General features: G+C 55.1%; 24 protein-coding genes. 6 read left to right on the top strand and 18 right to left on the bottom strand.

Going from position 1 to position 22,140, the window contains the following annotated elements; all coding sequences use genetic code 11:
- Positions 1 to 301 precede the first annotated feature (301 nt).
- Positions 302 to 1,804, bottom strand: coding sequence for a helicase HerA-like domain-containing protein (locus CLV83_RS03880; RefSeq protein WP_132287765.1), 1,503 nt, complete (start codon positions 1,802 to 1,804; stop codon positions 302 to 304).
- Positions 1,805 to 1,888: 84 nt separating this feature from the next.
- Positions 1,889 to 2,581: an aspartate/glutamate racemase family protein gene (locus tag CLV83_RS03875; protein ID WP_132287762.1), complete on the bottom strand. Its 693-nt coding sequence runs from the start codon at positions 2,579 to 2,581 to the stop codon at positions 1,889 to 1,891.
- Positions 2,582 to 2,791: 210 nt separating this feature from the next.
- Between CLV83_RS03875 and CLV83_RS03870 the strand changes: the two genes are divergently transcribed.
- Together CLV83_RS03870 and CLV83_RS03865 are read left to right on the top strand one after the other, a co-directional pair.
- A complete protein-coding gene (locus CLV83_RS03870; RefSeq protein ID WP_132287759.1) occupies positions 2,792 to 3,343 on the top strand; it encodes a cyclin-dependent kinase inhibitor 3 family protein in 552 nt (183 codons plus the stop codon).
- 11 nt (positions 3,344 to 3,354) lie between these two features.
- Positions 3,355 to 4,041 carry a hypothetical protein gene (locus tag CLV83_RS03865; protein ID WP_132287756.1) on the top strand — a complete coding sequence of 229 codons (687 nt, stop codon included), beginning with the start codon at positions 3,355 to 3,357 and terminating at the stop codon, positions 4,039 to 4,041.
- Here the strand turns inward: CLV83_RS03865 and CLV83_RS03860 are convergent.
- From CLV83_RS03860 to dmeF, 3 genes are all read right to left on the bottom strand, one after another.
- Positions 4,038 to 5,882: an ATP-binding protein gene (locus CLV83_RS03860; protein WP_132287753.1), complete on the bottom strand. Its 1,845-nt coding sequence runs from the start codon at positions 5,880 to 5,882 to the stop codon at positions 4,038 to 4,040. The two genes, CLV83_RS03865 and CLV83_RS03860, sit on opposite strands and share 4 nt — an antisense overlap.
- Before the next feature lies 1 nt (position 5,883).
- Entirely contained in the window at positions 5,884 to 6,702 is an 819-nt protein-coding gene (locus CLV83_RS03855; protein ID WP_132287750.1) for a phosphate/phosphite/phosphonate ABC transporter substrate-binding protein, read from the bottom strand.
- A gap of 89 nt (positions 6,703 to 6,791) precedes the next feature.
- Positions 6,792 to 7,841 (bottom strand): CDF family Co(II)/Ni(II) efflux transporter DmeF, encoded by a 1,050-nt coding sequence (dmeF, locus tag CLV83_RS03850; RefSeq protein WP_132287747.1) that lies wholly within the window; start codon positions 7,839 to 7,841, stop codon positions 6,792 to 6,794.
- A gap of 225 nt (positions 7,842 to 8,066) precedes the next feature.
- Between dmeF and CLV83_RS03845 the strand changes: the two genes are divergently transcribed.
- Entirely contained in the window at positions 8,067 to 8,426 is a 360-nt protein-coding gene (locus CLV83_RS03845; RefSeq protein WP_132287744.1) for a hypothetical protein, read from the top strand.
- Positions 8,427 to 8,550: 124 nt separating this feature from the next.
- Here the strand turns inward: CLV83_RS03845 and CLV83_RS03840 are convergent, their stop codons facing one another.
- The 5 genes from CLV83_RS03840 to CLV83_RS03820 all read right to left on the bottom strand — a co-directional run bounded on the left by CLV83_RS03840 (position 8,551) and on the right by CLV83_RS03820 (position 12,723).
- Positions 8,551 to 9,024 (bottom strand): LabA-like NYN domain-containing protein, encoded by a 474-nt coding sequence (locus CLV83_RS03840; protein WP_132287741.1) that lies wholly within the window; start codon positions 9,022 to 9,024, stop codon positions 8,551 to 8,553.
- A gap of 304 nt (positions 9,025 to 9,328) precedes the next feature.
- Positions 9,329 to 10,081 carry an SDR family NAD(P)-dependent oxidoreductase gene (locus tag CLV83_RS03835; RefSeq protein WP_132287738.1) on the bottom strand — a complete coding sequence of 251 codons (753 nt, stop codon included), beginning with the start codon at positions 10,079 to 10,081 and terminating at the stop codon, positions 9,329 to 9,331.
- Between the two features lie 241 nt (positions 10,082 to 10,322).
- Positions 10,323 to 11,291 (bottom strand): nuclear transport factor 2 family protein, encoded by a 969-nt coding sequence (locus CLV83_RS03830; protein WP_165900228.1) that lies wholly within the window; start codon positions 11,289 to 11,291, stop codon positions 10,323 to 10,325.
- Entirely contained in the window at positions 11,291 to 12,253 is a 963-nt protein-coding gene (locus CLV83_RS03825) for a TIGR03571 family LLM class oxidoreductase (protein ID WP_132287732.1), read from the bottom strand. Before CLV83_RS03825 ends, CLV83_RS03830 begins: the two co-directional genes overlap by 1 nt.
- Positions 12,254 to 12,264: 11 nt before the next feature.
- Positions 12,265 to 12,723: a nuclear transport factor 2 family protein gene (locus CLV83_RS03820; RefSeq protein WP_132287729.1), complete on the bottom strand. Its 459-nt coding sequence runs from the start codon at positions 12,721 to 12,723 to the stop codon at positions 12,265 to 12,267.
- 129 nt (positions 12,724 to 12,852) lie between these two features.
- Between CLV83_RS03820 and CLV83_RS03815 the strand changes: the two genes are divergently transcribed.
- The gene (locus CLV83_RS03815) at positions 12,853 to 13,776 is read left to right on the top strand and encodes a LysR family transcriptional regulator (RefSeq protein WP_132287726.1); all 924 of its coding nucleotides are present in this window, start codon (positions 12,853 to 12,855) and stop codon (positions 13,774 to 13,776) included.
- A 9-nt stretch (positions 13,777 to 13,785) separates the two neighbouring features.
- Here CLV83_RS03815 and CLV83_RS03810 read toward each other — a convergent pair whose 3' ends face one another.
- Positions 13,786 to 14,298 carry a DinB family protein gene (locus CLV83_RS03810; RefSeq protein WP_132287723.1) on the bottom strand — a complete coding sequence of 171 codons (513 nt, stop codon included), beginning with the start codon at positions 14,296 to 14,298 and terminating at the stop codon, positions 13,786 to 13,788.
- Between the two features lie 278 nt (positions 14,299 to 14,576).
- On the opposite strand from CLV83_RS03810, the gene CLV83_RS03805 reads away from it, so the two are divergent.
- Positions 14,577 to 15,269: a hypothetical protein gene (locus CLV83_RS03805; RefSeq protein ID WP_132287720.1), complete on the top strand. Its 693-nt coding sequence runs from the start codon at positions 14,577 to 14,579 to the stop codon at positions 15,267 to 15,269.
- A 163-nt stretch (positions 15,270 to 15,432) separates the two neighbouring features.
- Here the strand turns inward: CLV83_RS03805 and CLV83_RS03800 are convergent, their stop codons facing one another.
- The 5 genes from CLV83_RS03800 to CLV83_RS03780 form a co-directional block, all read right to left on the bottom strand.
- Entirely contained in the window at positions 15,433 to 15,855 is a 423-nt protein-coding gene (locus CLV83_RS03800) for a VOC family protein (RefSeq protein WP_132287717.1), read from the bottom strand.
- Between the two features lie 204 nt (positions 15,856 to 16,059).
- Positions 16,060 to 16,665 (bottom strand): cytochrome c oxidase assembly factor Coa1 family protein, encoded by a 606-nt coding sequence (locus tag CLV83_RS03795; RefSeq protein WP_132287714.1) that lies wholly within the window; start codon positions 16,663 to 16,665, stop codon positions 16,060 to 16,062.
- Between the two features lie 180 nt (positions 16,666 to 16,845).
- Entirely contained in the window at positions 16,846 to 17,163 is a 318-nt protein-coding gene (locus tag CLV83_RS03790; protein ID WP_132287711.1) for an antibiotic biosynthesis monooxygenase family protein, read from the bottom strand.
- Positions 17,164 to 17,335: 172 nt separating this feature from the next.
- Positions 17,336 to 17,755, bottom strand: coding sequence for a hypothetical protein (locus CLV83_RS03785; RefSeq protein ID WP_132287708.1), 420 nt, complete (start codon positions 17,753 to 17,755; stop codon positions 17,336 to 17,338).
- 52 nt (positions 17,756 to 17,807) lie between these two features.
- Positions 17,808 to 19,553 carry a putative bifunctional diguanylate cyclase/phosphodiesterase gene (locus tag CLV83_RS03780; protein WP_132287705.1) on the bottom strand — a complete coding sequence of 582 codons (1,746 nt, stop codon included), beginning with the start codon at positions 19,551 to 19,553 and terminating at the stop codon, positions 17,808 to 17,810.
- Between the two features lie 555 nt (positions 19,554 to 20,108).
- On the opposite strand from CLV83_RS03780, the gene CLV83_RS03775 reads away from it, so the two are divergent.
- Positions 20,109 to 20,789, top strand: a complete 681-nt coding sequence (locus CLV83_RS03775) for a hypothetical protein (protein WP_165900227.1) — start codon at positions 20,109 to 20,111, stop codon at positions 20,787 to 20,789.
- Between the two features lie 111 nt (positions 20,790 to 20,900).
- Here CLV83_RS03775 and CLV83_RS03770 read toward each other — a convergent pair whose 3' ends face one another.
- Together CLV83_RS03770 and CLV83_RS03765 are read right to left on the bottom strand one after the other, a co-directional pair.
- Positions 20,901 to 21,398 carry a nuclear transport factor 2 family protein gene (locus CLV83_RS03770; protein ID WP_132287699.1) on the bottom strand — a complete coding sequence of 166 codons (498 nt, stop codon included), beginning with the start codon at positions 21,396 to 21,398 and terminating at the stop codon, positions 20,901 to 20,903.
- A 180-nt stretch (positions 21,399 to 21,578) separates the two neighbouring features.
- Entirely contained in the window at positions 21,579 to 21,938 is a 360-nt protein-coding gene (locus tag CLV83_RS03765; protein WP_160115457.1) for a YbaY family lipoprotein, read from the bottom strand.
- Between the last annotated feature and the right edge of the window lie 202 nt (positions 21,939 to 22,140).

The following is a 22,140-nucleotide window of genomic DNA, read 5'->3' as shown; positions in this document are numbered from 1 at the left end:
ATACTACACCAAATATCGCTGCCAGTGCCGACGATTATGCCGTGCATTGGTTATTTGTAAGCGCGACCAGTTCTTCAAAACTCATCGGCTTACCAAACAGAAATCCCTGGCCCTAGCCCAGATCAAAGTGTCCTGTTGAGCCTGCGTACGCTATCGCTTTCGATATCTCCGGTCACAATGCGATTCAGAATAGACAGAAAGAGATCTACCATCAGCCAACCTGAAAAGCAGTGGCCGCAACAAATCAATCGACATATCGGCTCGGACGCAGATGGGTAAGAGGTCTGCCGACGCCAGCCAATCACCGGCGGCTCGACCCACCCCAAATACTCCCGAGCAGGCCACGCAGGATCTTGCGGCCAAGTTGGCTGCCAACAGTCCGCGCCGTCTGTTTGGCCATCGTTTCAACCATCCCCTGACGGCGTTTTGTTCCCCAAAGAATTTCACTCAGTGCACTGCGCTCTTCGGGATTTTCCTCAACCTTAGCCAGTGGCTGCTTGCGCCCTTCAGCCAGTTCTTCCGTCTCGCGCTGAGAAGCACGCTGGTTCAGGATCTCATAGGCTGACTCGCGGTTAACCGGGGTATCGTATTTACTGCCAACCGGGCTGCGCGACCTAACCGCTGTCCGCTCCTCATCAGAGATCGCTCCCATAAAACAGCGAGGCGGCGATACCAGCGTTCGCTCCACCGGCATCGGCACACCACCGGTCTGTAACGTGGAGACCAGGGCTTCACCGACCGCCAGCTGGGAAATGACGTCCGCCACATCCAGCCCGGGATTGGCGACAAAGGTTTCTGCGGCGGCTTTAACCGCCTTCTGATCCCGCGGGGTATAGGCACGTAAGGCGTGCTGGACACGGTTACCAAGCTGACCCAACACCTCATCAGGCAGATCATCCGGGGACTGGGAGCAAAAATAGATACCAACCCCTTTGGAGCGAATCATCCGCACCACCTGCTCCACCTTTTGCCGCAATGCAGGAGGTGCGTCATCAAACAGCAGATGGGCCTCATCGAAGAAGAAAACCAGCTTCGGTTTATCCAGGTCCCCCACCTCCGGCAGATTTTCAAACAGTTCGGACAACAGCCACAACAGGAAGGTCGAGTACAAACGCGGCTTCAGAATAAGCTGGTTTGCGGCAAGCACGCTGATTACGCCTCGACCATTGAAATCGGTGCGCATCAGGTCGGTGATTTCCAGTGCCGGCTCGCCAAGGAAGACGTCGCCGCCCTCGCGCTCGAAGGCCAGCAGTGCCCGCTGGATCGCCGCCACTGATTGAGAGCTGACCAGGCCATACTCGGACGAGATCTCTTTGCGATTGTCAGCGATAAAGCCGAGCAGCGCTCGCAAGTCATCAAGATCCAGGAGTAACAGCCCCTGATCGTCGGCCATTCTGAACAGAATTTCGATGATACAGGTCTGTGTATCGCTGAGGTCGAGAATACGACTGAGCAGCGTGGGGCCAATCTCGCTTACCGTCGTTCTGACCGGATGTCCTTGCTGACCATAAAGATCCCAGAACAGAACGGGGTTGGCTTCATTCACGAAGCCCTCGATACCGATCTTCGCGGCTCGCTCCTGGACCTTCGGGTTGTTGGCGCCAGCCTTGGCCAGGCCCGATACATCGCCTTTCACGTCGGCCATGAAAACCGGGACTCCCATGCGGGAAAACCCCTCGGCCAACACCATCAACGACACGGTTTTACCGGTGCCCGTAGCCCCCGCAATGAGGCCATGGCGGTTTCCGTATTGGGCCAGCAACTTCACCGGCTGCTCACCTTTTCCTATCAGAATATCCGTCATGCTCATCTCCTTATTACGAGCTACGTTCAGCAATCAGCGCTCAGATACGCCCAAGTCATTAGTCTTGCGACTGCTTTTCAGACATCAGTCATCCAGGGCCAGGCATACAGCCCGCTCGGCATGAATCTCGGTGGTGTCATACAGGCTCACCTGCGTATCTGTGCTCTGGATCAGCAGTCCAATCTCGGTGCAGCCCAGAATCACGCCCTGGGCGCCGCGAGCGGACAGCGATGAGACAATATCGAGATAGGCCGATTTGGAATCAGGCTTGGTCACTCCCTGGCAAAGTTCATCATAGATGACGGTGTGCACAAGATCGCGCTGCGCCTCATCAGGCACGATCACTTCAATGCCCTGCGCCTCCAGGCGCTCCCGGTAAAAGCTCTCCTCCATGGTGAAACGGGTGCCGAGCAGCCCAACGCTCTTTACGCCATCAGCTAAAAGCGTGTTTGCCGTGGCATCGGCAAGATGCAGAAGAGGAATAGACACCGCCTGGGCCACCTCCCCGGCCACCTTGTGCATGGTGTTAGTACAGATAAGGATAAAGTCGGCACCGGCCGCTTCCAATGAGCGTGCCGCCTGGGCCAGAATGTCGGCGGTCGCCTCCCAGTTTCCCTGATGTTGTAACCTTTCGATCTCAGCGAAGTCGACGCTGAACAGCACAAGTTTGGCTGAATGAAGACCGCCAAGCTGCTCGCGCACATGCTCATTGATGAGGCGATAGTAGGTCTGTGTCGATTCCCAGCTCATTCCACCGATCAGGCCGATCGTTTTCATCCTTCAGCTCCCTGATTGCTAACCCACTGACGTCCTGTTCACCGGCTTAGTCTTAGACTGACGCCTGACCTCCCAGGATTCACTTAACCTGAGTCAATATAAGGGCGAATCCACGGACGATGAAAACCAAACATTGTCACCGCAACACTTTCATACCGTTCGGCAGTGTTAGGCTCAGTATGAGATTTAGCTATTCAACGGGAAGCAGCCATGGCCATACGTACCAGCCAGACCCACCCCATCAGAATCGCAGCGGTAAAAGCAGCACCGGATCATGGCCTGATCGGCATCACCTTCTGCCCCGGCAAGCATGATGTTTTCGCAGCCACTGGCAGCTGGGCAAGAGATCTGACGCAGGATCTGGATGTGATCTCCGCCTGGGATGCAAAAATGGTTGTGACGCTGGTGGAACAGGACGAACTCAAGTCACTGAACGTACCCCACCTGGGCGAGGCAATACAGCAGCGCGGAATGCACTGGCGTCACCTGCCTATCGCCGATTACTCCATTCCCACCGAGGCGTTTGAGCAGCAGTGGGCCATAGAGGGTATAGAGATTCGCGAACTGCTGCGTAGCGGCAACAACGTACTGGTTCACTGTAAAGGAGGCCTGGGCCGGGCCGGAATGATCGCCGCCAGACTGCTAGTTGAGTTGGGCCTGGACGCTGAAGACGCGATTCACCAGGTACGCAACGCCCGTAAAGGCGCCATCGAAACCCCCTCACAATTGGCACTGGTTCGACGCACTCAGGCGATACGCTAAGGAGCCCGGTGATGAACCCGACCGATCTGCCGCTGGATACCGATCAACTGACCCGCGTCGGCAGTCAGATCGGCAGCAACCCGGCCGGAATTTTCGAAGACTCCGACGGGCGGCGCTATTACATTAAAACCCTGGAATCGGTGGCGCTCGCCCGCAACGAATTTCTCGCAGCGCAGCTTTACCGACTCGCAGGAGCGCCAACCCTCACCTACCTGCCGACCCGGGCCAGCAATCAGGTAGCGACTCGCTGGCTCCCTCTGGATAAGCGGTATCTCGGCCACTTTAGCGACAGCGAAAAACAGCAGGCACAAAGCTGGCTCGGCGTGCACGCCTGGACAGCAAATTGGGATGCTCTGGGTCTGCAGGGAGATAATCAGGGCGTGTTTAATGGCCGCGCGCTGACACTGGATCTGGGCGGCGCACTGGCTTTTCGTGCCCAGGGCGATCCCAAGGGGAACGCTTTTGGTCACCAGGTAGAGGAGATCGAGCGGCTAAGAAACAACCCCAACAACCCACTCGCCATGGAACTGTTTGGCTCCATGACCCCAAGCGCCATTGCACGGTCTATCGAGCGGATCACACAGATTCCGGATAAACAGATTTACGATACGATAATCGGTCACGCCGGCCACGAAGGTCTGGCGGCAAAGATGATATCCCGCAAGGCCAGCCTCGCCGCTTATCTGCGCACGCTCTAGGGCTGAATCGCGCCCGACCAGCGCTGGATCGTCTCTTTGAACAGAACGAAATCCAGCGGTTTGCTCAGATAGTCATCCATCCCCGCCGCCAGGCATTTTTCCGCATCGCCCTTCATGGAATTCGCCGTCATAGCGATAATCGGTACGCTCTGGTACTCCGACCCACCCTGTCCGGCACGGATGTTCTTCGTGGTCTCATAACCATCCATCACGGGCATCTGACAATCCATCAAGACCAGATGGAACAGCTGTTCAGAGGGCTGAGCGCGCAATATCTCCAGTGCCTTTTGCCCGTTCTCCGCCGTTGTTACCACGCAGCCAAGACGCTTCAACAGAGCCACCGCGAGCACCTGGTTAACTTTGTTGTCCTCAACCAGCAGCACCTGGCAAACACCGATCTCAGGCTCCTCGGGCTTTGCTGCAGTCACCTCCTGAGGTTGTTCACCCGGGTTCAGCGTAAAGTTGATATCCACCCGCGTTCCCTGTCCCGGCTGGCTGTGCAGCTCGATACGGCCACCCATCAGGTCGCAGAGCTGCTTGCAGATCGCCAGCCCCAAACCGGTGCCGCCATATTCGCGGGTGGTAGAAGCATCGGCCTGGGAGAAGCTGTCAAAGATCTCTGCCTGGCGCTCAGGTGCTATACCGATACCGGTATCCTCAATGCTGCCTTGAAGCTCTACCGAACCGTTTTCGTTGAGCCTGGTGGCAAAGGTGGCGAAGATCCCACCCTGGTGGGTAAATTTCAGCGAGTTGCCAACGAGGTTGGAGATCACCTGGCGCATACGGTAGGGGTCACCATTCACAAAGCGATGTTGAATGCCATCCAGATCAACTGAATAACTCAAGCCCTTTGCCTGAATCGCCGGCTTCTGCTGACTGCACATCTCTTCCAGCTGCGCGACCAAATCGAAATCCACCGCCTCGATCTGGAGTTTCCCCGCCTCGACCTTGGAGAAGTCGAGAATGTCGTTGATCACCGTAATCAGGGAGTTCGCGGAAGAAAGCGCCAGTTTGACGCGCTCTTGCTGCTCATCGGGCAAGGGGTTTTGATGCAGCAGTTGCAGCATCCCCAATACACCGTTCATGGGCGTACGGATCTCATGGCTCATATTGGCCAGAAATTCGCCTTTGGCCCGACTGGCCTGATGCGCAAGAGACAGCGCTTCTTCGAGGTTTTGCTTCTCCTCCTGCAACTGGGTGCGCATATAGCCGAAACGTTCGGAGAGATGACCGATCTCATCATTGCCACGGGAGAGAATCGGATATTCAAAATCCCCATCAGATAGCGCATCCACGGCCACCGTCAGGCGATGCAGCCGCTTGTGCACCAGCAGGTAAAACGCCAGCGCCGTCATCAGAGCAACCAGCACGATCACCGTAACCAGGGTGTAAAAGATCGAATCGGTCTTGGTCTGAACGCTGGCCTCGATAGAGCGGGTATCGTAATAAAGCTCCAGGTAGCCGATGGGAAACTCGTCAACGCGAATCTCCTGGGAGTATAGGGTGACGCCGCTACCCTCTTCCGGAGGCGAAGGCACCAACAGTGGATAAAGCGATATCCCGCGCTCGTTATACAAGCCGATCTCGAGCCAGCGTGGATTGTCTTCGAGTATCTCGTCCAGAGTGTCATAGATGTTGGACAGATCCCGCTGAATAAGCATCGGTACCAGCCCTTCACTGACAATATGCAGAGAGCTTTGCACCTCTATTTCCGCATTATCCAGCGCTTGCTGAGTCAGACCCGGCGCCCAGATAAACCGCGCATAGAGCAAGGCACATATCAGCACCCCAAGCACCGGAATAAGAAAACGAAAAAACAGGCTGCCGAAGCGAAAATTCATATCAGTCTGCAAAGCGCTCAAGGTGAAGTTCAGCCACTGGATCGTAGTCTTGCAGCGATGTCCGCACCGGGTCTTTCATCGGTATCGCCTCAAACAGCTCCGGGCTCTCTGCGGCGATCTCAAGCAGCTGTTGCACCACCCGGTCGGCCAGGGCCTGATCAACGCGGGGGTGAATGACCAAAGGATGCGCAGGGACTTTCTGCGTGGTGTAGATCACTTTCAAAACCGACTTCAGCTCGTCCGGCTGTTCATCAAGTGTACGTTGAACGCCACCACCGGCGCTGACCAGGCCTTTCGCCACATACAGATACACCGAGGGGTGGGTTTTGACGTACTGGGGCTGCACCGAAACCTGATGCAGCTGTTGCAGCTCTGCTCGCATCAGCAGTGAGGCGCCAAGGGCATTGGGCGATGGAAACGCCAGGCTTTTGCCATCAAGTTCGGCAACACTCTGAATACCGGAATCCTTCATGACAACCAATACGCCCTGCAAGGCCTTGGAGCCGGACCTGAGCACCGGCAGGTAGCCTTGTGTTTTGTGAGCAACAACCGCGTGATAGGGGTTCATATACGCCAGGTCATAGACACCTTCGGCAAACTTGGACTCAAAATCGGGAATGTTTTCCGCACCGACCAGCTCAACCCTGCAACTGAACGATGCTTCCAGCCGATCAGTGATCGGCTGCCAGATCTGCAATAATTTTCGCTGTTCAAACTGGGGCACCACACCCAGTTTCAGAGTACATTCCTGCTGGGCCCAGGTCGGGGCTGAGATCAGCAACGCAGCCAAAGCCAGCGAATAACGTAGCAACTTGCTCATCTGGACTCTCAGGTAGATGAAAATTAACGATAAAGCTAAAGGCTATCCCCGGTTCAGGCAAGACTACTTTAGAAAGCGATTAACCAGGATCAAACCGCCCTGTCACTGATGGCTTGGGCAGTCTCGTGAGCAAGGCAGCGATGCACCTCGACACTCATATGCACCAGCCCCAGCGATGCTGGAATACGCGCCTTGTATTCCGCCGGAGAAACCGGCGCATGGGCCACCAGTGCGATCTGAGCCGAGTAGATGCCAGGGCCAATGGACCAGAGATGCAGATCGGTCACACGGCTGTCGCCATCCTGCTCTATCGACATCCGCACACGCTTTTGTAGAGACTCTGGCCCCTGGCTGTCCAACAAAACCGCCGCGGTTGAACCTAGCAGGCCGTAGGACCAGCGGGCCACCAGTGCGGCACCGACGATGCCCATTACAGGATCCATCCAGACCCAGCCGAAGTACTTGGCACAGAATAGCGCCAGGATCGCCAGCAGCGAGGTCAGAGCGTCGGCCATCACATGCAGGTAGGCGGACTTCAGATTATGGTCGTGGTCGTGGTCGTGGTCGTGGTCGTGGTCGTGGTCGTGGTCAGCCCGATGGTGCGCATCCGCATCTTTAGCATGCGAACCATGAGTGTGCCCACGGGCGTCATGATGGTCATGACCGTGATGATGGTCGTGATGATGTCCGCCCAGGATAAGCACGCTGGCACCGTTTACCACCAGCCCCAGCACCGCAACGCCGATCGCCTGGTTAAAGGCGATATCCACCGGATTGAACAAGCGGAAGACACTTTCTGCTCCCATATACAGCGCAAACACGGCCAGCAGCACTGCGCCGGTAAATCCTCCGAGGGCATTAACCTTCCCGGTGCCAAAACTGAAACGCCGATCCCGCGCATGCTGGCGTGCATACGCATAAGCAAATGCGGTAATCCCCAGCGCCACGGCGTGAGATGCCATATGCAGGCCATCCGCCAACAGTGCCATGGAGCCGAAACTGATGCCGGCGAAAATCTCCACCACCATCATCAGCGCCGTCACCGCTATAACGATCAGGGTCCGTGACTCACCGGGCCTGCGCAGGTCCTGATCAAAGATATGATCATGCTGCCAACGATCGAGATTATCTTTATGCATCTGTGGGTCATTCCTTGGCTCGGCGTGTCGAACCAGCAGTCTAAAGCAATACTGTAGAACAACGGCGGCTGCACCTAACAATTAAGGGCTAATTACCCACCGCTCTCAGCACTTCGCTCTTTACGCGTTTTAGTTATTGCAGGCAGATCTTTGTCTAAGACCGGAGTTACTGCAAAATGGTGGCCGATTAAGTCATCGTTTCATCTGTTTATTTGCGGGGCCTAGATGAAGAATTACAAACTGACAATTGTCGGAGCCGCCGTTGCGCTGCTCATTTACCTGGGCTCTGCTGCATTCCAGCTTGAACTCTTTGAATTGCTGATCGAGTTCCTCGATGAGCTGGAGCACCTTGAAGTAGACGAGCTGATCATTCCACTGGTGATCTTTGTGGGCTTTGTGGTGGCCGACTCTCGCCGCCGTAATAAGGCGAACCGGATCAACCAGGAAAAAATGAAGATCTATCAGGCGATGGTGCAATCGACCCACCATGTGCTGAACAACCTGCTTAACCAGATGCTGTTCGTGAAGATGAAGGCTGAAGACACCCCGGGGTTCGATCCCGAGGTAATCAACATCTATGAATAGATTGTCGATGAGGCTCAAAGCCAGATTCATGCATTAAGCAACGTGCCCAGCGTCTCAGAAGAAAGTATTCATGAATCGGTCAGGCCGAAAGCATAAAGCTACGTTGAGGATTCAGACCCGGCATTTAGCGGAGTAACAGACCGCCATCGATCGGGATAAACTCGCTCGCAGCCCGAATTAACGAAGACGCCGTCAGATCGGGCACACCGTAGACTTCAACACGCTTGCCCTTATCCCTGAGTCTGTTGGCCAGCAGATCAAAGTCGCCATCGCCAGAGACCAGCACCACCACATCGGCCTGCTCGGCATACTCCAGCGCGTCGATGGTGATGCCCACATCCCAATCGCCCTTGGCGGAACCATCCGCACGCTGGATAAAGGGTTTAAGTTTTACCTCAAAGCCGATCGCGCGAAGGATATTCTGAAACTCCCGTTGCTTTGTATCACCACGATCCGTGGCATAGGCGAACGCTTTCACCACGTCCCTGTCGGCAGTCGCACGTCGCCAGAAGCGGTTATAGTCGAAATTACGCTGGTAGATTTTACGGCTGGTGTAGTAGACGTTTTGTACATCCACCAAAAGGACAACTCGTTGCACGGGCTCGTTCTCACGCGGGTGAGCGCCAAGGCTCCCCTGTTTTTACCGCTAGGGCAAGTTTTGCGTCTGAATAGATGAGCGGCAACCGATCCCGACGCCATGCCTGGCACAGCACAAAAAAGGGCGCCTTTTCGCCGAGTACTCAGCAAGCCATTACAGACTTAAAGAAGAGAAAAGAGATTCCCTGGTCATTGCGCGGCCAGCTATCCTGGCCGCACGTAACAGGGCTTTGGGACGCCTAACACGCTACGAATAGCATCGCTTTCGTTGCGGCAAACGTCACCGCCCTGAAACCAAGGGTGTTTTAGGCCTGGTAACCCTCAACCCCTTTGAACGAAGCATAACCATCATCCACCATCACGGTGGAGCCGTTGATGGCACTGGCCTCCGGCAGGGACAGCAGGTAAATCGCATCGGCTATTTCGCGGGGCTCAATGATGCGCCCTTTCATATGCAGTTTGCCGCCGATCTCGGCGATCGGCGCATCGATCATAGCGGTGTTGACCCAGCCCGGCGCCACAGAGAGCACGCGCACGCCAAAGGGGGAAAGTTCTCGCGCCATCGCCTGAGTCACCATTTTCACACCCCCTTTGCTGGCGTGGTAACCGATGCTCTCGGTGTTGGCCATGGAACCGCAGATAGAACCCACATTGATAATGACGCCGGACTTCTGCTCCACCATCACCTTGCTGACAAAGTGGCCGATGTTGATTGTACCCATCAGGTTGATATTGATGGTGTTATAGATATCGTCCAGATAACCCGCCACAAGCGGCTCACGCTTGCCGACCACTCCTGCCACGTTTATCAGCAGATCGATGCGGCCATATTGATCGACAGCGGTCTGCACCGCTTTTTCGCAATCAGCCTGGCTGGTGAGGTTGCACTCGACAAAATGCACCCCACCCAATTTGCTCAAGCTGTCCATCGACTGACGGATAACCTCTTCACTATCCACACTGGCAACAACCACCTTGTCGCCTTTCTCAAGAAACTTCCTGGCCGTTTCCAGACCGATTCCCCGAGTACCTCCAGTCACAATTACCACATTATCCATTGCTGATTCCTTGTCCTATTCGAAGCAGGTAAAACCTATACCTATACCTATATAGTCGGATTAAGTTTACGCCCTGCTTAACGCAAATTGCATGACGCAAATCCCGTGACAAAGGATGACGGCGCTTCGCCCATAAAAAACACCTCGACCGGCGAGGTGTTTTTTACTTTCAGCAAGCTGAGGGTTTTGCAGGTCAGATGCGCGTGGCCCCGATATCGGCGAGCGCCTCTACCTGGCCAGCTCAGGCGGTGGCATTACCCACGTCAAAGGCCGGGATCTGATGTTCGCTGAACCAGCCGGGACGGTAATCGGTCCAGCAGAACTTCCACTGGCCGTCAGGCTGGCGTCGTGCCCGCAGCTGATAGTGGGCGCCGTAAATCCGGTTGCCCTGCTCATCCACCGGTCTTTCAGGGATGATCCGCGCGACGATCAGTTTCACGTGCTGGCCATCGCCCTCATCTTCTATCCGCACCACCTCAGCGAAGTGCTGCCAAAGGGTGGCCAGATGGCGGAAGCTCTTCAGTACACCGATCACGGTATCGCGCCCCGAGAGATTACCCACCGGAGCAAAGCCGCCGGAGATATCCTCGTCATAAGCACTGATCAGCAGCCCCATATCGTTCTGGTCCACGCCGAAGGAGTAACGGGCATAGAGCTCGTGCAGCGCTTCATCGAGAGAGTCGGGTACCGCCGCCTTGGGCATGATCGCCCAGGGGGAGTGCAGTTCGCTGACCAGTACCGGCGCCTCATCGCCCATCTGCCAGCCGTTGGTACCCGGCGGTTTGCTCCAGTGCGGCACCAGTCGGTTGTCACCGTTGGTCCAGTTGATCTGCAGTCGAACCTCGCTGAACAGCCAGCGGCCCTCAACCCGTTCAAAACGCATCACCAGGGCCGCACCAAAGATAAATGCCGCCCGCCCCATGCGCTGCGTCAGGCCAAACAGATAGACGCTGGCGGCCGCTTGGTCGCTGCCCGGCTCTACGGCCAGATAGCGGTTGGTCATTGCGCCCTGAAACGGGGCTTCCGCGGTGTCCTCGGCCAGCGCCGCGATAATCGCTTGCGCGCCCTGGTACTCACCGTGCTGGCTGCTGATCAGGCGTGCATCGCTGGTGAACAGCTCGCCGAGCCGGTCGGTGGTGCCATCCAGCCAGGCCTGTCCCAGCTGTTCGACTCGCTCACCAATAGCCTGGCGATCTGCGCTGATACTCATCATAAATTCTCCTGTTGCAGTGCGGGTAAGACGTACTCGCCCATCTCTTCGATGACCGCCTGGGCGGGGCGGGACGAGGGTTTCAGATTCAGTGCCACATGAGAGACACCCAGCGCCTGGTGCTGTAGTAACCGTTCGGTCAGTGCCTTACGGCCTATCCGCACCACGTTGTAGAAACGCTGGTACGGCGCATCCGGATCCGGGTCCAGATCGAAGAAGGTGGAATAGCCGTAGGCCGGTGCAAGCGCATCCCCCGCCGCCCGCTTCAGATCGGCAAGAATGCTGGCGATGGCGTTGTCATCGTCCACCGACCAGATCCAGGCATCCACGTTTTTCGCCAGCCAGTCGATGGGCTGACGTGAACGCCCCACCGCTATGATCGGCAGGCGCTGGTTGACCGGCTTGGGGTGAAGGTCGAGATTGCCGAGCAGCTTGCCGTAATGGGTGGTTTGAACCCGCGGAAAACGGGTTTCATGCATGTAGCGGATATATTCAATCCCCTCGCGATAGAGCTCTGCACGCGAGTCGAAATCCACGTTAAACGCGGGATACTCCACCGGGCGATCGCCGGTGGAGAGCCCGAGCAGAAAACGCCCCTGTGTCAGCTGATCGACAGAGACCGCCTGCTTGGCCACCGAAATCGGTTCCCGCAGCGGCAGCACGATACCGGCGGTGCCCAGCGTGATCTCACTTGTAACAGCCGCCAGATACCCGGCATAAACGAACGGATCCAGCATCTGCGCGGCATCGCCGAAGTTCGGGTCGTAAAACGGCACATCGCGCAGCCAGATGCTGGCAAAGCCCGCCTGCTCGGTGAGCTGCGCCATCCGCTGATGTTCCACCAGGGTCGGAAACGGCGATTCCGGGTAGGCCTCCAGCGGTGTCAGCAAACCAACGCTCAATCGGCCTGGCGTAAACACGCGGCTAAAGCTCGCCGGCGCTTGAGTATAAGACTCATACATAAGGGCCGACCTCAGACGCCTTCGCTCGGCCAGAGAACATCCAGCTCAGTGCGTTGAATGCGCCATTCGCCGTTCACCCGCACGTACTCATCCATGTAACGACCCACTAGCAGAAACGGATGCTGCGCCTGTTCACGATCGGTCACGAAATCTAGCAGGTAGCAGCTGCCCTCAGCGGTATCAGGCCCAGTCAGTGTGATGCTGTGGTTGGTCACCGCATGCACGAAGGGAAAGTGCTTGCGCTCCTGGGTATCGAAGGCGGTGTAGGCATCGGCCAGGCTCTGCTTGATCGCATCCAGTCCAAGCATCGAACCGACAGTTACTTTAACTTCGGCGTCCTCGGTGAACACCTCGCCCATACGCTGGGCATTGTTGGTATCCAGCAGAAAACTGTAGTGCTGGCGCAGTTCACGAATCGCGTCTTTATCCAACAATGCATTAACGCGCTGAAAATCGACCTGGTCTGTCATGGAATACTCCCGATATCTGGTTTAATCCCCGGCCAATACAGGTCGCGGATAAGTGGAGAGCATTCTATTCTTTTAGATAAAATAGATAATCTAGTTAATATTCCGAACATTTAGGCACTGAATTCCACAATGAAGAGTGACGATGCCCGCTTCGCGGGAGTACTGGAGTTTGTTGAAACCCTGCGTACCGGATCCTTTACCGCCGCAGGTGCAAAACTCGGCCTGACCGGTTCTGCAGTGGGAAAAAGCGTGACCCGGCTGGAACAGCGCCTGGGCACCAAGATGCTCCATCGCACGACACGCAGCCTGACGCCCACTCAAGAGGGACAGCACCTGTTCGAAGGCTGGGTGGCGATCCTGGATGAGATAGCAGCACTGGAACAGGGTGTCGTGGCCGGCAGCGGATCTGTCTCGGGCCGGATGAACATCCACCTGCCGGCCGCTTTCGGGCGTCGTCATGTGATGCCGCTACTGTCACGGCTGGCAAAGCAGTACCCACAACTGGAGTTGTCGGTGAGCTTTACCGAGCGGCGTATCAATTTGATTGATGAAGGCGTGGACCTGGTGGTGCGTATCGGCACGCTGGAGGATGACGCGGATCTGGTTGCGCGTCGCCTCGGCCAGCAGCGGCTGGTGATCTGCGCCAGCCCGGAATACCTGGAACGTTATGGCACACCACAGTCACCGGCGGAGCTGACCCAACACGACTGCATTATCGGTAGCCGGCGCAATAACCAACCCGCCTGGCTGTTAAAGGATGCCAGAGGGCAACTGTTTTCCCAGGTGATTCGGGCCCGCTATGACTACAGCGATGGCGACGCCATGGTGTTGGGCACTCTGGATGGCCTGGGCCTTTCGCAGTTACCGACCTGGCTGGTGCAGGATCATATCCAGCGCGGTGAACTGATAACGGTGCTGGATAACCACGCCGGTGCCGAGATGCCGATCCATGCGGTCTGGCCGCGCTCTCGCTATCTGCAGCCGCGCCAGCGCGTGGTGATCGACAGCCTGATCGAAGCATCCAGGCAGCCGGGCTCTATTTACCAGCTGTAATCGCTCGCCTTAAAAGGCGTTACGCTCGACGACTTCCGGCAGCCAGATCAGATCGGTCAGGCCTACATCGAGCCCCGCCTGACTCAGTAGCGTAGTGAGCTGCCCACGGTGATGGGCCTGGTGGTTAAAAAAATGGGCCACAGCGAGCCACATCTCGTAACGCCTGGGTGCCGGGTTGACGATACTCATGTATTCCAGATCGCCTTTCAGCGCGGTATCTGTCAGCGACTCAGCCCACTGCAAGATCTGCTCATCGGTCGCTACCCGGTCACGGCGAAGCTCATCGAAGTCAGAGTGTAGCTCCTGGTCGAGGCTTTCCAGCGGGAAGGGATCGTCAATAAAGCGCCCGAGCCATAGCTTATCGCCCACCAACAGATGATTCAGCGTGCCGTGTATTGAACTGAAAAAGGCGCCCCGATCCTGCTTACGCGCTTCATCAGAGAGTTTTGCGCAGACCTCATACACCCGCTCATTCATCCAACGGTTGTATGACGCCATATCCTTTGCCTGTGCTGCGATCATGACTATCACTCTTCAGTTCATTCAGTGGAAATGAAACTTCCTACATAAATCGAGCAAATTTAAACCCCTGGTCAATTTACGAAGCTCACAAGACCCGGATTCAAGACGTGAACAACGGTGCAGCTCGGGTTATCGGTATTGGTGCAGCGCGAGACTGAGTATTGGGCGCGCACTCAGTGGCGTTTAGCGGTTAATGAACTTGACGCTAATTCACCTAGCTATGGCCACAAATAGACTAGTGTTAATCGAGTACATAACGCTTTAAAGGAGAGGACATCATGAGACTCACACTAAGCGTATGGATCTTCGCATTACTCTTATTCATCAGTGTATCGGCGGTAGCAAAACGCCCCTCCCAGACTCAGAGCGTTGCGCCTCTCGAGGTATATTCCATCAAAGTAGATTATGGCAACAGCCAGATTCTGGTTGAAGGCGCAGGTCTCGATCCAACGTCTGCTTCCGCCACCTTGGCCGGGGTCGCGTTGAACCTGAACCCTGCTTCCACTGACTCCGACCTGCTCTTCGATTACTCCACGGGCGTGGCAGAAGTTGTGAATAGCTCGGGTAACTATATCGTGGTGATCACGACCGCCGACGGCAGCTTCACCACGTCTGCCTTCATCCCCTTCGGGCTGGTGTATAACCCACCCAGCGGCGATCCGTGCCCGTGTCAGGGTGAGTGGGATTATTTCAGTAACGCGGATTCGCCATACGGATACGCCGAATTAACACCCTATTGCAGCCAAGATAGTACCGATTTTGTCACCGTTCAGTTTTATGACACGTCCGTCGGTAATTACTGGGTTTCCTGGACATCCTGGGATTCTGCCAGTTCTACCGGTATGTGCGCGCAGTATATTGACGGGCCTACACGTAATTTGACGTCAGAGGGTCAATTCGACGCCTGTGCCGACTACCTCAGGAGTATCGTCGAAGTTTGGGGCTCGGGAGGCAGTAGCTGCCTCTATTGATGATTCAGTCCTTATCGTACGGCTGCTGAGGGTCTCAGTGGCCGTGCGGATAAGCACGTCATCCATACGTCGTCCAAGCAATCTCTAAACCAGGCGCAGTTATTAGCGCGAGGGTTGAGGGTAAAAACTACGCCCCTGCGATGACGTTATCTAAGATTTAGGCTTAACTTCGCCCAACGTCCTTAAGCTGAGTACTTCTCTGTGGTTGCCTGGCGTAACTGACCGTCAGAATTTCCCATAAAACACCTTCCGGTGCTTCCCAGTAGATATTTTTCCCGCCACTCCAGGTATTGACCGTCATATCCACCGATCCCATCGGGGTGCTTCGGTAAGCAATTCCTCTGCCCAGAAGCCTGCTGAAGATCGCATCGAACTCATCTTCGCTCACTCGAAAACAGCAGTGCTGCAGCGTTGGAACAGTCTTCGTTTCGTCAAACTCCAGCGTCAAGCCATCGTTGACGTAAACCGGCACAAAGTGACCTACTGCCGAATCTCTCCAGGGCACGTCCAGCAGGAACGCCAGCAACTCGGCGGATGCTCGTTTATCGCGAACGGAAACGATCAAATGATCAAGCTCAATGCTCATTAGCGAACCCTCCCACCTTGCTGGCTCCATGTCGCCGCGTCCGGAATTGGCTAAGTGCCTCACCTGACTGATACGCAGCCGAGCTAAAGCCCTGGGCTATCGGAGTCATTCAACAAGCCCGTGTATTAACAATAGGAGGCGAGAAACCGGGAGGCAAAGCCGAACCGCCGGGACAGAAAGCCCCGGCAGCCAAAACACAGGGGATCAGGGACGGTTCAGATCGATCCGCAGACCAGAGTCATCGAGCTCCAGTATGGCGGCATTCATCTCCCAGCGCCCCATCTCCTTGACCGCCTCAAAATAGACGGTTCCGGACTCTTTCGAACCTTCAGCACTGAACGACATGCTCGCATAGCCCGAAGGTCCAGAGACCTCGATGCTGCCCATGGGGGCACCGGTTGAGATAGGCTCACCCAGGACGGATACGGCTTCCTGACTGGTTTCCAGCTGCTGCACTGCCAGCTTATAGGCTTCAGAACTCTTCATCCCGGCGATGATCGAGAAGAACAATATAACGAATAGCGCGATGATGACGCCGAAAGCGATCAGCGCCGCCAGCGTCCACTTGCGCTGCACCCGCTTGAAGTGTTCAACGCTTTCCCAGCGATTGTTGCGCCAGGCCCAGGCACTGCCCTTCGCACCCAATACAAACGGCATCACCATGTTCACAAAGGGCACAAACATCAGCAGAGCGATAAAGGTGTTATTGCCTATACCCCAGATCCAGTTCAGCAGGAACGCGCCCCAGTTCCAGCGATCAACCTCAGCGGGAACGGTGGCTGACGGTCCCTGCCCTGACGTGTTTTCCATAACCTTGATAGTCTCCATTTGTCGGTACATTAAAAGGGCCTTGAAATAAGACCCGGGGTTAAAGCTTGATCAACCTGGCGGCAGTTACACGCAAAGTTGGCGCCGCAGCCTGCCTTTTGACAAACCCACCGACAAGCGTGCGGCGGCTTAAAAATCAATATGTTAATAGACTTCCGTGGGCTAGAAACCGTATTCACGCTCAACCTTGCTGATTCTCACGCGAAACGATGAATACCACTCCGCCCGGCCGTTGCGCTGTGCTTCTTGATGTTCCGCATTCCGTTTCCAGGCTTTGATCGAGTCAAGATCGGTCCAGTAAGACACGGTAATGCCCATACCCTCCCGAGCCGATTCGACACCGAGAAAACCGGGCTGCGCCGAAGCCAGCTGGACCATTCTGGATGCCATCTCATCGTAGCCGTTGTCACCCTCAGTACGGTAAGAGGTAAAGATGACCGCGTAATAGGGAGGTGCAGGTGTTTTAGCGATGTTTGACACTTAAGATCCTCATAACCTTGATCATATACAGGCGGGAAACGACGCTTACATGGCTCGTGAAAGCGCGATCCGCATTCAGCATTGAATACCATTGACGGCCTCAACGGCGCGAGAGAACCCATCCAAAAGCACGCTGTACTCCGGCGATACCATAACCCTGGATCGCATGACTTCACGCAGCCCCCTCAGCGTCAGGGTGTGGAGCACGCTCACGTGCGGCATCACTCAGCTTAAGAAGTTCCGCGTAGCGTTGATCATCGGCAGCTATTATCTCACGGTCAGCTCTGTTCAAATCAAGCCAGCTATTCACCGGCCGCTGAGTCCTTAGCTGCCCAGGTGAATGACCAAGCAGATACTCAACCTCAAGCTGTGATCGCTCAATGCTACGCAACTGGTCTGTCAAATAGCGCTCGGCAACAAACTTATACTCGGGTGCAGAGGAAACGATCAGTGCGGTGAGATCCTGCTGCCAAACCGACCTTGCGTCTGAATACTGGCGGTATTTACCGATCAGACAATCTGACGCCGGCTCAGAAGCCTCAGCGAATATCGGCATCAGTGCGACACCTATCAAGACCAAGAGTATTTTCATGAGAGATACTGAAATGAGCTTATCTGAGATTTCACTACAGAGGCGCGTGGTATCAACGGTGATCAGGAGCAGGGTGATCTGAAGCCTGTTCGAAGAAGCGGACAACCTCTGTGGCCGATAAGGGTTTGCTATACCAATACCCCTGAGCGTAATCGATCGCCAACGCCTTGCAGAACTGTGCCTGGCGATCTGTTTCTATCCCTTCCACTACGATATTGAACTTGAGCCGGTGCCCAACGGTAACTATCGCTTCCAGCAGTGCGCCATCAAGCTCATTTTCGGGTGCTTCCACCACAAAGGAGCGATCGATCTTCAGGTTCGTGATCGGAAATATTTTCAGGTAATTGAGCGAGGAATAACCGGTGCCGAAATCATCAATGGAGATCTCAACCCCCTTGTCTCTCTGCCCTCTCAGCCCATTCAGCATGCGGTCGTTGGACTTAATAAGCACATGCTCGGTGAGCTCGATCCCCAGATCCTGAGGTGAAAGGCCATAGCGAGCGCGATAACTCTCCAGTATCTCAAAGAAGTCAGCCTGTTCCAGCTGCTTACCAGAAACGTTGATATCCACCCGGATATTAAAGCCTGCCTGCTTCCAGGCGCTCACCTGAGCACAGGCCTGTTCCAACACCCAGTCACCGAGCAATATGATCAGATCGGAACGCTCCGCGATCGGAATAAAGATATCCGGGGACACCGCAAGACTGGGATCCTGGGGCCTCCATCTCAGTAACGCTTCACAGGCGGTCACGCTCTGGCTCGTCATATCGAACTGGGGCTGATAAACCAGTTCGAACTCGCCGTTACCGAGCGACTGATGCAATCGGGTCGATATCTCCCGCTGTGCCTTTAACTTTCTGCTGATTTCATCGGTAAACAGATGGCGCCGGTTGCGACCGCTCTCTTTCGCGAAATACATGGCGGCATCAGCATGTTTGAGCAGCGTCTCGGCTTCCTCGCCATCCCGTGGGTAGAGACTGATACCGATACTTGAAGTGATATAGACGTTTTCACTATCGAACGAAAAACGCTCTCTGAACAGTTCAAGCAGCTGATCGGCCAGCGCTGTGGCTTCATCGGCCGATGTTATCTCTGGCATCACCAGCACAAACTCATCGCCACCAAAACGGGCGATAATATTGGAGCTATGGAGACCCGATCTAAGCCGCTCGGAAACGGCGATGAGCAGCTTATCCCCCCAGGTATGGCCTAGTGTGTCGTTGACCTCCTTGAACATATCAAGATCAATAAATAACACGGCGAACTGGCCGTTGTTTTCCCGCTGGCGGTAGATAACCCTAGCCAGCTCGGCCACCAGATAACGGCGGTTTGGCAAACCGGTGAGCGAGTCGGTCGTCGCCAGAAATTTCAGCTCTTCGCGTGCCGCGTACTGCTCGCTCAGGTCCACATCAATACAGAACATTTCAGGCGAAGAGGTGTTTTCTTTAAGCATCACGTGGGACGAGAACACAGGCACCGGGCGCCCGTCCTTATGTTTCAGCAGCAGCTCAGATGACGGGATGGAGATCCCCTTTTCGATCCAGTCTTTATGCAACCTGATGACGTCGGGGGCCATCTCAGCCGGAATAATCAAATCCTCCAGCTTGCGGCCGATCGCTTCCTCTTTTTGGTAACCATAGATATCGACGCTCGACTTGTTCCAATAGATCACCCGGCGATCCTTGTCGTAGCCCTGGACAGAGACCTTTGGCAGCGTATCGATCAGCTGCAAAAAGAGCCGCTCACCTGAGGCGTCACGCCTTATCTCCGCTGGCCTATCCTTATCTTCTGGTTCCATACGCCGCTATTCCTGATCCCTGTTCCCTACACAGGCGCCAAACGACTTGTTTGCGCCACCGGAAAGCTTTCCACTGCACCGACATGACTGAGCACCGGCCTTATCCTTCACCCTAACAGATCCTGAGGCCCTTTCGCCTCCAGCGCGGATGTTGAACTTAACGGCAGCCCGAATTCCACATCCGGATTGCGATACTTCTTCACTATCCACTTCTACGCTTAATCAACCCCGTAGATCATATTCAGAAACCAGCCTACTCTCCGGTTGAGCCTTAAAATCCGGTTGAGCCTTAAAAATAGCAGAGGTAGCCGCAGCACAATGATCAACAAGAGGCGGTCGTCCTCGTATCAGCATCGACACAGGTTCTCTGCCTCTCTGTTGCAAGCAGAAGCTCAAGGCTCAAAGATAAAAGCTAATCACCTCTGCGGGATCACTCTGAGCCGGTCCTGAACCGAATTCACTGGAAGCTTAGATTGCAGATCCTCCAGAAGAAGCAGATCATTGGGCCTGTCAAAAACTGATTACCCATTACAGGAAAAAGCATCGAATAGCGGCATGGATATCAATCATCTGGATCTATTTAAAAAACACTATCGTCATTCCAGCCACAGCGGTCAGCGTCTCGAGACAGGCTTCGCGTTGCGAACGAAGGGCCAGGTCAAAATCGGTAGTGACTATGTTGAGATATGTTGCTCGCTGGACGATGGTTTTTTTAAGTTTTCGATCAGTGATGATGGCTACACACTCTCGCTCTCCAACGCCCATAAGACCATTTCAAAAGGCCCTGGGCTGGTACGATTCATCGAGCGCCTCTACGGCATCGGCGATAAATTCAAAAAGCTGTACGGTGATATCACCGATCACGACTCCGTCGCGCTTGAGTGGGTCTGGATCAATCTGCCCGATTGCAAACTGGGACTCTACCTCTACAAAGGCACTTTTGGTCTCGATATCCGATACGAAGGCTATCCGCGACGGAAGATGGAATTGGGCGCATTCACGCTGGAGAACATCGAGCTATTCGATCAGCAGGTAAAGCATGAGATGGATGCGTTCATCAAAGCCTATGTACGCGCCATTGGCCTCACGGAATCTTTGCCTGCCGACGAGACGACGGAAAAAAGTGACGCCCCCACTGAGCCTGCAAGACCCCTGGTGTCGGGTATAGCGCTGTTGAGTACGGGTGTAGTTGTAGCGCTGATTATCTCAGCGACTCTATTTTACCTGTTCCGCTAAAGTAAGAATGCAGGCGACCTTGGCAGAGCAGAACATTTGCAAAGACTGCTCTACTCAAGGTTGCCCCGATGACTGGATCAGGCTTTCACCGAATGGATGTGAGAGCAAAAATCAGGGCGCAGGAATCGTCGCCGGATCCCAGTGCTCGTCGGCCTTGCCATCCACAAAGCGGAAGGTGTCATACCAGGTGGTGGTGTAGGTCTCACCTTCCTTGTTCGGGTGCGGGTAAGTACGCGGCATCATCACAGTGACCAGATCGTCCTCCGCCATCACTGCTACAACCGGAGTCTTCAGCTCGCCGCAGTTTTCCGTGGGCTCGCGTTTTAACACCTGGGTGAAGTAATAAACCACCCCTTCCACACCTGAGGCAGCATTAGGGTTGTGCTGGATATACTGTTCGGTCATCCATTCCCGCGCCCGATCCCACTGATTGCACTGCAGCAGCTCGCGCATGATATGCAGCGTTGCCTGCTTGTTCTTGTGCAGCAGCGGATCCTCATCGACAAACAGCGATTCAGGGTTGGCAACACCCACTACCGGTTCCTGAGCGTGAATAGAACTGCTGAGCGCAAGCAAAGCAACGGGGATAAGCTTTGTGAGGGTTTTCATTCTGGCTACCTTGTCTGACATCCTTGAATTACCGGACGGGATACTGGCTCCCGCCCGGCTGGGCAGGTGAAAGATACTACAGGTATGGGGTAAAAGTTGGATGAAAACAAAAACGCCGCCCCTAAGAAGTTGGGACGGCGTCCAAGCTCGGCATCATCGCCTCTGGAGCTTTGTAGCGGATTACTGCTTCACCACCATAATACGTACCGGCTCGCCAGGCTCGCCGGCAAACGGATCGATATGCTCGGTGCTGGTGAACAGCAGCTTACCGTTGTATTCGATTTTTGCTCTCAGCCCGTAGCGCATACGCTCATCGATGGCTGAAGGGTCATACACCAGCCTGAACGTCAAAGGCCCTGCACCATCAACGATATGGGTATAGTCAGTGATGACCTTGGCAGGCGCGTCCATACGAGACTGATCTTCGAGCGTTACGTGAACTTCGGCGCCCGGCGGTAAGGCGATGCGCTCGCGATACCAGACCTCACCGGTGATCACCCGCATCAGCGAGTTGTCAGCTTTCTGAGTTTGTTCCGTCATCGATCCCTCCATACTGCTGCACGCTGCCAGAAACACAGCACAAACACCCAGCAACCAACTTCTAGCCTGAATCATGTTTCCACCCTCCTTGAGACAATCCATCTAGCCGTTACCTGTTAAACCCACACCCGATAACCGATCGCGGGCAAACAAGTATCTGAAACAACCGTTTAGTCTAAGCCTGATCCAAAGATAGCGACTT

The sequence above is a fragment of the Marinobacterium mangrovicola genome (assembly GCF_004339595.1).
GTDB lineage: Bacteria > Pseudomonadota > Gammaproteobacteria > Pseudomonadales > Balneatricaceae > Marinobacterium_D > Marinobacterium_D mangrovicola.
This window is presented reverse-complemented; position numbering and strand designations above follow the sequence as displayed.